We start from the raw sequence: 12,371 nt of genomic DNA on the forward strand, positions 1-12,371 counted from the left end.
CGGCTGAAGCGAAAGGCAGGGTGTGCGAGGCACGCAGCACACACGAAAGGGCCTGCGACCGATCAGTCGCAGGCCCTTCGTCCTGGGGGAGGTGTGGGGGTGAGGCTTACTCTCCGGTGCCGGTGCCGGTGCCGGTGTCGGTGTCGGTGTCGGTGTTGTCGTCAGCGGAGCCGCTGCGATCACCCATCTGGCCGCGATCTCCGCGATCTCCGCGCTCACCACGATCTGCGCGGTCGCCACGGTCTCCGCGCTCACCGTTGCCGGCGTCGGGGTTGGCTTCGCGCTCGGCTTCATGCTCGGCGCGAAGTTCGGTAAGGGCAGCGGTGAGGGTGTCTTCGTCCACGTTGAGTTCGGCGGCGAGAGCGGTCACGAAGGTTGCTTGGCGATCATCCTTCGCTGCCGTTCGTTCTTCCTCGGTGGCGTCGGAATCGAGTCGTTCAGGGCGTTCAGAGCTGTCGCGCAACGCTGCAAAAGCATCCGATACTTCGGTCTCGGTGAGGTCGAGCTTGGTCGCGAGGCCGGCCGCGTCGAGGCCGCGAGCGTGACCGCGCCCGGCGTGCTCGCCGCTGGTCGTCTTGTCGGTGGTGGTGTCGGAGGCAACTGCCGTGCTGGCAGTCTCGATGGTGTCAGCCTGGGCGGGCAAGGCAATGCCCAGTCCGACACAGGAGGCCAAAACTGCGCCGGCTGCTCCTGTGATCAGTGTCTTTTTCATGGTTGATCCTTTTCGTCCTATCCGGAATCTCCGGTGTACGAAATCAACAGTGCGCGCCGGTTCTATCAACACGCTGTGGTGAGCCTGCGCAGGTCATGGGCAAGTTCTGCCGTAACTCAGTGAGGCGTCTATGCGCTTGCCCAGCGCGGCCACATTGCGCGGCTACGCGGGGCCCGCACGCACGGCGCTAGGCGTCGAGGGCGGCCAACGCCATCCGCTCGAGCACGGCACTGGTTGCGCCCGCACGCCCGCTGTGGGGAGTGGAGTTGATGAGACCGAAGGTGGCGTGGGCTCGGGTGCGTAACTCGGTGGTCGCAGCATCCGGGTTCACTTGGGCAAGCACGCCAACCCACAACTCAACGTAGCTGCGCTGCAGGGCGCGCACGTCGTGTTGGTCGCTGGCGGTGAGGCTGTCGAGGTCGCGATCTTGAACCCGGATGACGTTGGCATTGCCGAGCGCAAACTCCACATGAAACTGAACGAGGCTTTCGAGCGCGGCGCGCGGTGTGGCAGCGTGCTCGATCACGGTCTGCGCCCCGCGGCACAGGTTGGAGCTGGCATCGATCAGTATCGCGGCGAGCACGTCTTGTTTGCCATCGAAGTGGCGGTACACGGCCGGGCCGCTCACGCCGGCGGCGGAGCCGAGTTCTTCGAGCGAGACGCGCGTGAAGCCGCGCTCGGCGAACAGGCTGGCGGCGGCGTCGAGGAGGGCCTCGCGTCGGTCGGCCTTCGCTTGACTGCGCGGAGTTGGCGTCTCGTTCATGTTCTGAGTCTAGACAGTTCGGTTAATGCTCGCTAACCTAAATTCAGTTAGTAATGACTAACCCAAGTGGCCACAAGCTACGCAGAACGAAGGTGTTCGATGGAGAAGATTTCCTCGGCCGCTCAACCGTCCCACCCGACGTTTGCGGCTAACGAAGAGTCAATGCGCGGCCTTGTCGAGCAATTGCGCGAGCGACTCGCGACGACGGCCCTCGGTGGCTCTGAGAAGTCCCGCGAACGCCACATCTCCCGCGGCAAGCTGCTGCCTCGCGATCGCGTCGATGAACTGCTTGACGAGGGCAGTCCCTTCATCGAGATTGCGCCGCTCGCCGCGAATGGAATCTACGACGATCAGGCTCCCGGTGCTGGTGTGATTGCCGGAATCGGCCTCATCCACTCTCGCCCGGTGCTCGTGATCTCCAACGATGCGACCGTCAAGGGCGGCACCTACTTTCCGCTCACGGTCAAGAAGCACTTGCGGGCGCAAGAGATTGCGTTCGAGAACAAGCTGCCGTGCGTGTACCTCGTTGACTCGGGCGGCGCGTTTCTCCCGATGCAAGACGAGGTCTTTCCCGACCGCGACCACTTCGGGCGCATCTTCTACAACCAGGCTCGCCTCTCGGCCGCGGGCATCCCGCAGATCGCCTCGGTCATGGGGTCGTGCACCGCGGGTGGCGCCTACGTGCCCGCGATGAGCGACGAAACGATCATCGTGCGCAATCAGGGCACGATCTTCCTGGGCGGCCCGCCGCTCGTAAAAGCTGCCATCGGCGAGATCGTCACAGCCGAAGAACTCGGCGGGGGAGACGTGCACGCGCGCACCTCCGGCGTCACCGACCACCTCGCCGACGACGACCGCCATGCGCTCGAAATTGTGCGGGACATCATCAAGACCATCCCGAAGCCTGCTGCTCCCGCGTGGGATGTTGTTGCCTCGCGGCCTCCCGCTGTGAACCCTGACGAGCTCTACGGCGTCGTGCCGACCGACGTGCAAAGCCCGTACGAAGTGCGCGAAGTGATCGCCCGCCTCGTCGATGGCAGCGAGTTCCACGAGTTCAAGAAGGAATACGGCGCGACCCTCATCACCGGGTTTGCGACGCTGCACGGGCATCCGATCGGCATCGTCGCCAACGCGGGTGTGCTGTTCAGCGAGTCGGCGCTCAAGGGCGCTCACTTCATCGAACTGTGCGATCAGCGCGGCATTCCGCTGCTGTTCCTGCAGAACATTTCTGGCTTCATGGTCGGTAAGGAATATGAGGCCGGCGGCATCGCCAAGAACGGCGCCAAGATGGTGACGGCGGTCGCCACGACGCGCGTTCCGAAGTTCACGGTCGTCATCGGTGGCTCGTTCGGTGCCGGCAACTACTCGATGTGCGGCCGCTCGTATTCACCGCGCTTCTTGTGGATGTGGCCCAACGCCCGCATCTCGGTCATGGGCGGCCCACAGGCTGCTGCTGTGCTCTCCACGGTGCGCCGCGATCAGCTCGGCGAAGACGCCTTCACCGACGACGACAAGGTCGCGTTCGAGAAGCCCATCCGCGAGCAATACGAACTTCAGGGCAGCCCGTACTATTCGACAGCGCGCCTGTGGGATGACGGAATTATTGACCCCAAGGACACGCGAGACGTGCTCGGCATGGCCCTCGATATCGCTGCAGCGACTCCGCTGCCTGAACCGGGCTTCGGCCTCTTCCGGATGTGATCGCCTTGTTCTCTGCTGTTGTGGTCGCCAATCGTGGCGAAATTTCCTGTCGCATCACGCGCACCCTGCACTCGATGGGCATTCGCTCGATCGCGGTGTACACCGAGCACGATCGTGACGCGAAGCACGTTCAAGTGGCGGATGCCGCCGTACTGATCGACAGCTACCTGTCGGTCGAATCGATTGTTGCTGCCGCCCATGCCGTTCCGGGCATGAATGCCGACGCGGTTCATCCAGGCTATGGCTTCCTCTCCGAAAACGCGTCCCTGGCCGAGGCCTGCGCCGCTGCCGGAATCACCTTTATCGGTCCGGGCGTCGAAGCGCTCGAGATCATGGGCGACAAGATCGCGTCGAAGAAGCACGTGACCGAGCGCGGCGTTGCCGTGATCCCGGGCATCGCTGAGCCGGGCATGACGAACGACGATCTTGTGGCTGCCGCCGCCGAGGTCGGGTTCCCGCTGCTGATCAAGCCATCCGCCGGTGGTGGCGGCAAGGGCATGACGATCGTGCGCGAGCCCGATGCTGTCGCCGGTGCGCTCGACTCTGCGCGTCGCGTGGCCAGTGCCGCGTTCGGCGATGACACTCTCTTCCTTGAGCGCCTCGTGGAGAAGCCCCGCCACATCGAGGTGCAGGTGCTGGCCGATAGCCACGGCACGATCATCCACTTGGGCGAACGCGAATGTTCGCTGCAGCGTCGCCACCAGAAGATCATCGAAGAAGCGCCATCGCCGCTGCTCGATGAGGCCACGCGGCAGCGCATCGGTGAAGCAGCGTGCGAGGTTGCGCGCAGCGTGAGCTACATCGGTGCCGGAACCGTCGAGTTCCTGGTCTCCGACAATGCGCCCGATGAGTTCTTCTTCATGGAAATGAACACGCGCCTGCAAGTGGAGCATCCCGTCACCGAAATGGTCACCGGCATCGACCTCGTGGAGTGGCAAGTGCGCATTGCTGCCGGCGAGAAGCTCACGGTGGAGACACCAACGCTCACCGGGCACTCGGTCGAGGCGCGCATCTATTCCGAGGATCCCGCCAACGACTTCTTGCCCTCCGCCGGTCAGATCGTGCACCTGCACGAGGCTGCCGACGGAAGTGCGGCCAGCGCAGGCACAACCAGCGTGCGCGTCGATAGTTCACTCGTTCAGGGCGGCACGGTGTCGGCAAACTACGACCCGATGCTCGCCAAGGTCATCGCCCACGGCGCTACCCGCGCCGAAGCCCTCCACGCCCTCGACCGTGCCCTCGCCGACACTGTCATCCTGGGCGTCACCACCAACATCGAATTCTTACGCGCCCTCCTCGCCCGCGACGACGTGCGCGCCGGCGAACTCGACACGGGCCTCATCGAGCGGGCCCTTGCCGAGATTGAGTTTGCGACGCCGAGCCCTGCCGTTCTCGCGGCGGCGGCTCTGAGCATCCATTCCCATCGGTGGATGCCGGGCTCACCCTGGCAGCAGCCAAGCGGTTGGCGTGTGGGGCAGCATCGCCCAGCCCGCTACCGTCTTGAGTGTGCGGGCACGGTGTACGAGGTTTTGGTTGCCGGCCCACCCAGCGCTGCGGACGTCACGATCAACGGCGACACCACCCCGGCACGCCTGACGAGTACCGGTATCGAGTGGGGTGCGTTGAGCATCCGTCTCGCTATTGAGACCGAGGGTGCGCACGAACATTCCACGGATGGTCACACGGTGTGGATTGCGCATGACGGCACTTCGTGGTCGTTGACTTCGCAGGGCCGCGCCGAGTCACTGGCCGATCACCGTGCGACGCTCGCCCGAGTCGCTGGCGTTGTTGACCCAGAGTTGCGTTCGCCCATGCCCGGCACCGTCGTCGCCGTTGCGGTGGCGAACGGAGACTCTGTGACTGCCGGTCAGACGGTGCTCACGATCGAAGCCATGAAGATGGAACACCCCGTTGTCGCGACCCTCGATGGGGTTGTCGACATCAGTTTGAAGCCTGGCGATCTGGTCACACGCGATCAGATCGTTGCCCGAATCGAATCGCCACAAGCGAGCACTGAAGGAGAAACCTCATGAGTCACGACGCTACCCGCGGCGAAATCACCCACCTCGGCCTCACCGATGAGCAGTTGAAGTTGAGCGCTGATGTGCGCGATTTCGCTGATAAGGTTGTCGCTCCGGCAGCGTATGAGTACGACACGAAGCGTGAACTGCCCTACGGCATCATCGCTCAAATGGGTGAGATGGGTCTCTTCGGTTTGCCGTTCCCCAAGGAGTATGGCGGGCAGGGCAAGGACTACGTTTCGCTGTGTCTCGCGATTGAGCAGCTTGCTCGCGTTGACCAGTCGATCGCGGTGACGCTCGAGGCCGGCATCGGTCTTGGCGCGATGCCGATCTTCAAGCACGGTAGCGAAGAGCAGAAGCAGCAGTGGGTTCCGATGCTCGCGCGTGGTGAAGCTCTTGCTGGTTTCGGTCTGACTGAAGCGGATGCCGGTTCCGATGCTGCGGGAACCAAGACCACTGCCGAGCTCGTCGATGGCGAATGGGTCATCAATGGCACGAAGCAGTTCATCACTAACTCGGGCAGCGAGATCACAAAGGTTGTGACGGTCACGGCGGTCACGGGTCGTCGCGAGAATGGCAAGCCTGAGCTGAGCGCCATCCTCGTTCCGAACGGCACGCCCGGCTTCACGGTGCACCCGCCCTACGACAAGGTCGGTTGGCACACTTCTGACACGCATCCGCTGTCGTTCGATAACGTGCGGGTTCCCGAAGAGAACCTGATGGGGGAGCGCGGCCGTGGCTTCGCGAACTTCATTGAGGCTCTGGATGAGGGTCGCGTTGCGTTCTCGGCACTCTGCACCGGTGCCGCTCAGGGCTGCCTGGAGGAGTCGATCCGTTACGCCAACGAGCGTCACGTCTTCGGCCGTTCGATTGGTTCAAACCAGCACATTGCGTTCAAGATTGCGCGGATGCAAGCCCGAGTTCACTCGGCACGCTTGGCAACCTACGACGCAGCCCGCAAACTGGTTGCCGGAGTTCCTTTCAAGATGGAGGCGAGCTTGGCGAAAATGATCAGCAGCGAGGCGGCCATGGATAACGCTCGGGATGCTACCCAAATCTTTGGTGGCTATGGCTTCATGAATGAGAACCCTGTCGCCCGCCACTACCGTGACTCGAAGGTGCTGGAGCTTGGTGAGGGCACCACTGAGGTGCAGATGATGGTTATTGCTCGTGAGCTGGGATTCGCGACCCTATGACCGGCAAACGTATTCAGCAGCGCGGCCTCTGGTTCGACGAGTTCGAGGAGGGCGCGGTCTATCTGCACGCTCCCGGCCGCACCGTCACTGAGGCTGACAATGTTCTCTTCACGACGATGACGATGAACACCCAGTCGCTGCACTTGGATGCGGCGTGGTCAGAGCAGCAGCCGTTTGGGCAGCGCTTGGTGAACTCGATGTTTACGCTCTCGACGATGGTGGGGGCATCCGTAGCTCAACTGACGCAGGGCACGATTGTGGCGAACTTGGGCTTCACGGAGGTAAATTTTCCGCATCCGCTGTATCACGGCGACACGATGTATTCGGAGTCTGAGGTGCTGGAGAAGCGGCTCTCGAAGTCGCGCCCCGGCCAGGGAATCATTTCGTTGCGTCACACAGCCAAGAACCAGGACGGTGTTGTGGTGGCTGTCGCAACCCGTTCGGTGATGGTCTGGACTGAGGAGGGCGCACCGTGAGCTTCACTCTAGGGCCGTCGATTCTGTTTGTTCCGGGCGATCGCCCCGACCGTTATGCCAAGGCGCTTGAGCGCGCAGATGCCATCATCATTGACCTTGAGGATGCTGTTGCCAGTGTCGACAAGGCTGCTGCCCGCGCTGCCCTGATTGCTAACCCGATGGATCCGGCTCGCACCATTGTGCGACTGAATCCGGCCGGCACCGAGGATCACGATAGTGATCTGGAGGCGTTGGAGCAGACGGAGTACCGCACGGTGATGCTCTCGAAGTCGGAGTCGGTTGCTGACTTCGATGCGCTCAAAGAACTCGACGTGATCGCCCTGTGCGAGACGGCGCGGGGCGTGCTGGCGGCCACCAGTTTGGCGGCGCTGGATTGCGTGGTTGCCCTCATGTGGGGTGCCGAAGATTTGGTGGCCTCGCTCGGCGGCTCATCGTCGCGCGAAGATTCCGGCCCCTACCGTGGTGTCGCGCTGCATGCTCGCTCGTCGGTGTTGCTCGTGGCCGGTGCCTATTCGAAGGCTGTGATCGACGCGGTGCATCTCGACATCGCAGACCTGGAGGGTCTCGGTGCTGAGGCTCGGGATGCCGCGGCTCTCGGGTTCACGGCAACGGCCTGCATTCACCCCTCACAAGTGGCCATTGTGCGCGAAAGTTATGCGCCCACGGTCGAGCAAATCGCGTCCGCACGGGCACTTCTCGCCGCCGCGGAATCGCAACCCGGAGTCTTCAGCTTCGAGGGTCGCATGGTCGACGGGCCCATCCTGCGGCACGCGGAGTGCGTGGTGGCGCGGGCGGGGTTGCGCGAGGGTTAGGCGGGAATCTTACGCCCGCTGCAGGGATGGGATTTCATAGAGGTAGGACTTGCTTCATCAAGGTGCTGCATAGTTGCTTCGTATCGAAATAGTCACACGCGGGCGCAGAGGTGGTGTTCGAGGGCGCTGGCCTGAGAGAATGCGCTGAGAGCCTCGTGTACACAATCGGGTCACTCGAAACGTTGCCGACCGCTCGGGATAGAACGTGAGGGCATATAGATGTACAGGCTGCGCGATTCACTTCTGTGCACTACGAAAGTCGTGGTGTTGATCGTCGACCCGGAGTCTTGGGACTCGCCTTTCGCCGAGCGAGTGCGAGTGGCTGATGTGGTCGAGGTTAGAATCGCCCCGCGCGCGGACTTACTCTCTGCTGTAACCGACGCGCTGGCGGCTCAATTAGTCCCTCCGGAGCTAGATTACGCGCAGCGGCGTGATTACTCGACTATTCGGCGAGTGACGTCGGAGAACGCCGCGGGTAGTCGGCCTGGCGACGAGATCGGTGTTGCTTTTTTCGATCACTTGGTGAGACGCAACGGGACTGCTGAGTTTCGTGAAGTTAGTTTCAGAGTGCCGACCACTTTCGAGTCCTTGAACCGTGCTGCAAAAGTCGGGCTCGAATCGCCTCCCAGCGTCATTGCTGTGATGCCGCAAATGGGGTGGGGCGGTGATCCTGTTGCGATTGACATTCTCCAGTGGTTGCTTGAACATGGGGTCGATGCTGGGATGGGCGCCCTAGGCGTTTACACATTTGGCCGTCTTCGTTGGTACTTGCGCTCTCGGCGAGCCAAGTTCGTCGCTAGGTCGTGGCGGGTACGCAGGCTAAATGCGCCGTATCAGCTGCGGCGTCTTGTAGGGAAGAAGGAAAAATGGGGTGCAATGGAGCTAGCGAAGCTGCTTGCGGTCGATCCCCAGGTCGCTCGTGATCTGTTGACTTCGCTGGGCTTTGTGGAAGATTCTTTGAGGAACTGGATTCCCGGTACTTCACTTGATGCGGTCGCCGCGCGCGAGTCATGGATGCGCGACGAATACAAGGACCCGATGGGCGCATATTTCGAAGTTGAGCCTCGAGGAAGATTTCCTAGTTAGCACGATTCAGCGGCTCTAGGGGCGGGAGTTTTATGGAGTTGAAACTTCCTAACTATGTTCAAACAGCTTCGGCCAGCAACGCTGAGAAAGTATGGATCGTTTGGTCCCTTCTTTGACCAAACATCATTGACCGTAGGTCCAGCGAGATCTTGACCGCCGTTGTGGGGGCGGGGGGACTCCTACGGAAATGCGGGCCTTTCCATGAAGCGCGAAACGACAAAACCACTTCGGCAGAGAGCTCCTCTGGTCTGAAGTCTGACTGGTGCACGGAGCTGTACCGACCTCCGATGGTCTCGAGTTATCAGCGGCAAGCACCAGTCTTCAATCTGATCGAACTTAGCGCGGAGCAGGCGGGGGTGCCCTTTGGTCAGGCCGTTCTTCATGGCGAGAGCGATCGTGTTGGCAAGGTCGGCATAGTCGTGGCCGAGGAGGTGGGCGCCGATGATGCGGTCGGTGCTCTTGTCGACCAGAATCTTTGTCGCGCCGGTCGTTTCACCAATGCGGTAGTTGGAGAACCAACCGCTCGTGTCAGTGAATCGTATGTCACCGGCGAGAGCTACAAACCTTTCAACTTCTCTCTCAGTTGGTCAACAGTGGGCGCGCCGGCAAAGCCAGCCGGGGTGATGTAGCGGCGGCATGCAAGCCCGACCGGGGCATCCGGCTGGGCAAAGGGATCCACACCATCGAAGAGGATGCTCGGCGACCCGCGGAACCCCACACGCTCAGCTTCTTCGACCGTGTCGACCAGGTGTCGCGACACGGTGATCTGCGGGAACTCTCGTACCAGTTCGTTGATGTGCTGATCGGCAACCTTCCAGTTGGGGCAGCCCTCGAAGTATTGCAGCGTGATTTCCATACCCTCACCGTAAACCTTGAAGTGCACTTGAAGGTCAAGCGTTAGTCTTGCCCCATGCTTATTGGAGAAGTCGCCGATCGCCTGGATGTTCCGCGCCACACGATCCGTTTTTACGAAAAGCAAGGGCTTCTGCCCGAGCCTCAGCGGCAAGGCAACGGGTACCGCGACTACGATCCCGCCGTTGTCGACCGAGTCACGTTCATCCGCAACAGCCAAGCCGCGGGGCTCACGCTCTCGGAAATCATGAGCATCCTTTCGCTGCGGGATGCCGGCGAAGCGCCCTGCACCCACGTCTCGAGTTTGCTCGAACACAAACTAGAAGGCGTACAGGAGCGCCTGAAAGACCTGGCGGCGCTCGAAGCGGAGCTGAAACAACTCATCCACGAGGCGCAAGCTCTCGACCCGGCCAACTGCACCGAGGCTGAGATCTGCACCATCATCCCGCGCTCCTAGAGAGCGGCGATGGCCTGAGCGGCGTTTCCGCTGACGGTCAGCACGAGCGCGACGGACAACTCCGCCGATAGCTGCTTTCTCCGATTTCTTCATCTCGAGAGCTCGAACGATTGATGCTCAATGATTAGTCGAAGTAGATATCGAAAGGCCTATGCTGTCGAGCATGAAAGCCGAGCCCACCGTGCACAGCGAAGAACTCGAAGAACTTGCCCATCCTGTCTATCGAGTCAATTTTTGGGCGAAGCCACTTTCAGCTGCTTTCGGATGGAATCTGGACGCGTGGGTAGTTTTCGGCGCAGCAGACCTCGATGAGGTCTCTCAATGGGTGGAAGATCACGCCAAGGGACGTCGATACGAACTATTCGTTGAAACGGTGAGCCAGACCTACTCCGGCTTCGAAAAACCTCGGACGGCAAGCCTTGTTCGCCTTGCCGGGGCCAACCCCAACGACCCCAGATTCACAGATGCCTAACTCCCCACAGCCAACAACTTGACCGCAACATCTGCTCCGCCTGGCATTAGTGGAGTTTCGCTTACTTCTTTCGTAGGGTGGGGCACATGATGAGTTCAATCGGCGCGTTCGCAATGCTTCTCAATCTGCTTTTTGCCGCTGCGGTGATTGTCCTCTTTGTCTTGGCTGTCTGGGCTCTGATCCTGTCGATCAAAGCGCTGCGGAAGTACCTCGGGCAACCGGGGCCTTCCAGCACAAATCTGCACGGAAGCGAGTGAGCGCTATACGTTCGCGCGGACACTCGGCGACTCGACGAGCACATGAGTTCTCCTACTAAGAACACCGCTGGGGTCGGCATCGTCAAACCCAGCGCGCTCGCACCCAGTGGCGGCTGGCGCTCAGGAGCCGGGCAACTGGCGTTCTGGCTTATCGCCACTATCGGAACGATCGTGCTCTGTGTCGCGTGGTTCTGGTACGGGTTGTCGTTCTTCGAAGAGATGACCGAGCAATGCAAGTCGGTGGCTGCGAACTCATCCATGGCCGGGTTCGGACTAGCCTTCGGCGGAATCCCGCTCGTCATCATCCATGTGCTGACGCTGGTGCCCATGCTGGTGATTGGCGCGATGTACTACTCGAAACTAACTAGCGGTGTCGTGCTCGCCGTGGTTGTTGTTGTGGCCGCGAGTGGGTTCGGGATCATCGTGAACGAACTGCTCTGGGAAGGGCAACTCTTCACCATGTCTGCGGCGAGTTCCGGATGCTCGTAAGGGGGAGTGAACGTGGGGTTTAGTGAATTGAGCGCCGCTGATGCGGAGCTGTATCGGACGGTAATCGAAGAGGACGGCCCGATTCTGCTGGCCGAGCTCGCGCAACTGCTGCGCGCCGACTGTCAGGACCTCGACCAGTTCGATGGCTCCGCCGAAAGTCTTGTGCCGCTGTGGACGTGGTTCATTTCATTTGCGCGAGCCGGCTTTCCGGGTGTTCCGCCGGATGCACGGTCACGGCGGGAGGCTGTCGAAGAGATCATTCCCGGAACCTCGCGGCAAGATTACGCGTCTGAATTCCTCGTGCACTATCTATTTGAGGTTGCTAAACGCGAACTGCGAGATGTTGTTTGGGCTTTGGATACTTGGAAGCCTGGCATGAGCTTTCAACGAACAGTGATGCAAAGCGTTAACGATCGCGAAACTCAGATTCCCTACTCGCTGGACTCGTTCTGCTGGGGGCTCGTGCACCTTTTGATGTCCGACAGGGGAGGAGCGGAGGCGCCTGACAACTTGCTTCATCGCACCCTGCGGTCGATGCTCAACTTGCCACAAACCGCAGTCGCGGATGCTCTCACAATCCCGCGCTCTGGAGTCTCAATCCTTGAAGGTTTAGGCGAGCCTGGTCCTCGTCGACCACCGTTGACGTTCGTGCCCGCTGCCGAACACTCGGCGCGGGACGCTGCTGAACTCGAGGACGACGAGCCGGTCGGTGATGAGCTCATTCTGGCGGCGCCGGATACTGATGTGGAGAATTTGGAAGACGCTCGTCCACTCGATGCCGAGGCGGTCGCCCAGACGCTGACCCGCTTGGGATTTGTCACTAGCGAAGGAGAACCGATCACGGCGGCGGTCATCCTCGCTGAGGAGATGACCGAGTTCATGCGTACAGATCATGAGGTTGCCGTGTTCGCTACCGCTGCGTACGGCGGCAAATTGCGGGCTCTTCATGTCGACTCGATTAACCCCACGAAAGCACAGTGGGAAGAGGTCATGACCGCGTTGCAAACGCTCGCATCGTCGCTCGACGCAAAGCTTGCGCGCGAAGACGAGTTCGATTTCTTCGAAGACGAGTAGACG

The 12,371-nt window shown here is 61.2% G+C and carries 15 protein-coding genes; 11 read left to right on the top strand and 4 right to left on the bottom strand.

The features are described from left to right. Nucleotides 1-106 precede the first annotated feature (106 nt). Together FFT87_RS07660 and FFT87_RS07665 are read right to left on the bottom strand one after the other, a co-directional pair. Nucleotides 107-712, bottom strand: coding sequence for a hypothetical protein (locus FFT87_RS07660; protein WP_219948180.1), 606 nt, complete (start codon nt 710-712; stop codon nt 107-109). A gap of 187 nt (nt 713-899) precedes the next feature. After that, nucleotides 900-1,475 carry a TetR/AcrR family transcriptional regulator gene (locus tag FFT87_RS07665; protein WP_219948181.1) on the bottom strand — a complete coding sequence of 192 codons (576 nt, stop codon included), beginning with the start codon at nt 1,473-1,475 and terminating at the stop codon, nt 900-902. Nucleotides 1,476-1,574: 99 nt separating this feature from the next. Here FFT87_RS07665 and FFT87_RS07670 point away from each other — a divergent pair, with 99 nt between their 5' ends. From FFT87_RS07670 to FFT87_RS07695, 6 genes are all read left to right on the top strand, one after another. Beyond that, nucleotides 1,575-3,176 carry a carboxyl transferase domain-containing protein gene (locus FFT87_RS07670; RefSeq protein ID WP_219948182.1) on the top strand — a complete coding sequence of 534 codons (1,602 nt, stop codon included), beginning with the start codon at nt 1,575-1,577 and terminating at the stop codon, nt 3,174-3,176. Further along, entirely contained in the window at nt 3,173-5,209 is a 2,037-nt protein-coding gene (locus FFT87_RS07675; RefSeq protein WP_370628543.1) for a biotin carboxylase N-terminal domain-containing protein, read from the top strand. The genes FFT87_RS07670 and FFT87_RS07675 overlap by 4 nt, the downstream gene beginning before the upstream one ends. Beyond that, the gene (locus tag FFT87_RS07680; RefSeq protein WP_219948183.1) at nt 5,206-6,393 is read left to right on the top strand and encodes an acyl-CoA dehydrogenase family protein; all 1,188 of its coding nucleotides are present in this window, start codon (nt 5,206-5,208) and stop codon (nt 6,391-6,393) included. The genes FFT87_RS07675 and FFT87_RS07680 overlap by 4 nt, the downstream gene beginning before the upstream one ends. Then, the gene (locus FFT87_RS07685; RefSeq protein ID WP_100388689.1) at nt 6,390-6,869 is read left to right on the top strand and encodes a MaoC family dehydratase; all 480 of its coding nucleotides are present in this window, start codon (nt 6,390-6,392) and stop codon (nt 6,867-6,869) included. The genes FFT87_RS07680 and FFT87_RS07685 overlap by 4 nt, the downstream gene beginning before the upstream one ends. Then, nucleotides 6,866-7,681 (top strand): CoA ester lyase, encoded by an 816-nt coding sequence (locus tag FFT87_RS07690; protein WP_219948184.1) that lies wholly within the window; start codon nt 6,866-6,868, stop codon nt 7,679-7,681. Before FFT87_RS07685 ends, FFT87_RS07690 begins: the two co-directional genes overlap by 4 nt. A 318-nt stretch (nt 7,682-7,999) precedes the next feature. Continuing rightward, nucleotides 8,000-8,767, top strand: coding sequence for a hypothetical protein (locus tag FFT87_RS07695; protein ID WP_219948185.1), 768 nt, complete (start codon nt 8,000-8,002; stop codon nt 8,765-8,767). A gap of 179 nt (nt 8,768-8,946) precedes the next feature. Here FFT87_RS07695 and FFT87_RS07700 read toward each other — a convergent pair whose 3' ends face one another. Both FFT87_RS07700 and FFT87_RS07705 read right to left on the bottom strand, forming a co-directional pair. After that, on the bottom strand, nt 8,947-9,309 hold the full coding sequence (locus FFT87_RS07700; protein WP_219950756.1) for a hypothetical protein: 363 nt from the start codon (nt 9,307-9,309) through the stop codon (nt 8,947-8,949). A gap of 14 nt (nt 9,310-9,323) precedes the next feature. Continuing rightward, nucleotides 9,324-9,623 carry a thioredoxin family protein gene (locus tag FFT87_RS07705; protein WP_219948186.1) on the bottom strand — a complete coding sequence of 100 codons (300 nt, stop codon included), beginning with the start codon at nt 9,621-9,623 and terminating at the stop codon, nt 9,324-9,326. Between the two features lie 54 nt (nt 9,624-9,677). Between FFT87_RS07705 and FFT87_RS07710 the strand changes: the two genes are divergently transcribed. The 5 genes from FFT87_RS07710 to FFT87_RS07730 all read left to right on the top strand — a co-directional run bounded on the left by FFT87_RS07710 (nt 9,678) and on the right by FFT87_RS07730 (nt 12,368). Then, nucleotides 9,678-10,076 carry a heavy metal-responsive transcriptional regulator gene (locus tag FFT87_RS07710; RefSeq protein WP_219948187.1) on the top strand — a complete coding sequence of 133 codons (399 nt, stop codon included), beginning with the start codon at nt 9,678-9,680 and terminating at the stop codon, nt 10,074-10,076. A 163-nt stretch (nt 10,077-10,239) separates the two neighbouring features. Further along, entirely contained in the window at nt 10,240-10,548 is a 309-nt protein-coding gene (locus tag FFT87_RS07715; protein ID WP_255558947.1) for a hypothetical protein, read from the top strand. 86 nt (nt 10,549-10,634) lie between these two features. Next, nucleotides 10,635-10,805, top strand: coding sequence for a hypothetical protein (locus FFT87_RS07720; RefSeq protein WP_219948189.1), 171 nt, complete (start codon nt 10,635-10,637; stop codon nt 10,803-10,805). Nucleotides 10,806-10,847: 42 nt separating this feature from the next. Continuing rightward, the gene (locus FFT87_RS07725; RefSeq protein ID WP_219948190.1) at nt 10,848-11,294 is read left to right on the top strand and encodes a hypothetical protein; all 447 of its coding nucleotides are present in this window, start codon (nt 10,848-10,850) and stop codon (nt 11,292-11,294) included. A 12-nt stretch (nt 11,295-11,306) separates the two neighbouring features. Next, on the top strand, nt 11,307-12,368 hold the full coding sequence (locus FFT87_RS07730) for a hypothetical protein (protein ID WP_219948191.1): 1,062 nt from the start codon (nt 11,307-11,309) through the stop codon (nt 12,366-12,368). Nucleotides 12,369-12,371 lie beyond the last annotated feature (3 nt).

The organism is Salinibacterium sp. M195 (genome assembly GCF_019443965.1).
Taxonomy (GTDB): domain Bacteria; phylum Actinomycetota; class Actinomycetes; order Actinomycetales; family Microbacteriaceae; genus Rhodoglobus.